This is a genomic window from Streptomyces sparsus (assembly GCF_054776295.1).
On sequence record NZ_BAAHCA010001421.1, the window covers coordinates 1 to 861 of the forward strand.

Below are 861 nucleotides of genomic sequence, written 5' to 3' on the forward strand. Positions count from 1 at the left end.
GGGAATCGTCCTGTGCTGCGCAGTTGCCAACGGCGGTGGGCGTAGGCCAGGTCGTCGCGCCAGAGGCGGCCGGCGGCGGCCCTCATCATCGGGCGGAGCAGGGCGGCGGAGTGGCTGGCGGCCCGGAAGCCGCGGCGTTCGGAGGTGGCGATGACGGCTTCGACGACAGCGGTGCGCGGACGGCCGCGGTCGTCCGGGGCGAGCGGCGTGGCGTGCGTCTCCACGACGGAACCCCGGCCCTCACCCTCGGTGATGTGCATGACGACGGTGCGGGGCTCGGGCGCGGTGAACACCGCCCGCACCGGGACGACCAGCCGCCGGGACACCCTGAACGAGACGTCGACGGCGAAGCCGTGCTCGTCCCCGTCCGGACCCGGATCCTCAACGGTGAGGTCGACGAAGGCGTACGGGTGGAACCAGGCTCCGTGCCAGGGGTCGAGGCGGTTGGCCATGACGTCCTGCGGCTCGCACACGCCCTCCACGTCGACCACGGCGGACACCACGGCGTCCCGGTGGGTCGGACGGGTGGGCAGCACCGGCCGGGGCAGCGGTTCCTCACCGCCGGCCTCGTCGAGCCGCACCCAGGCCAGCACACCGTCGTCGTGCACGGGGTAGGGCTGCCAGCTGGCGAACGGCGCCCCGTTGAGGGCCAGTCCGTGCCAGTGGCACACGACCTGCCCGCAGCGCACCGGGCTCTCCCGCAGCGGCGCTCCCAGGTGCGGGCAGGAGCCGGGGCCGGCGTGCAGCGTGCCGGCCCGGTCGCGCCACGCCACCACTTCCTGTCCGGCGACGGTACGGCCGAAGGTCCGGTCGGAGCGGATCTCACCGGCGGCTGCCAGCACGTACCAGTTGCCGGAGGGC

Annotated in this window: 1 protein-coding gene; it reads right to left on the reverse strand. The window is 74.6% G+C overall.

Annotated elements, in window-relative coordinates; all coding sequences use genetic code 11:
* The coding region (locus ACYVE9_RS28810; RefSeq protein ID WP_461030824.1) for a DUF5914 domain-containing protein at positions 1–861 on the reverse strand (861 nt) is incomplete at both ends.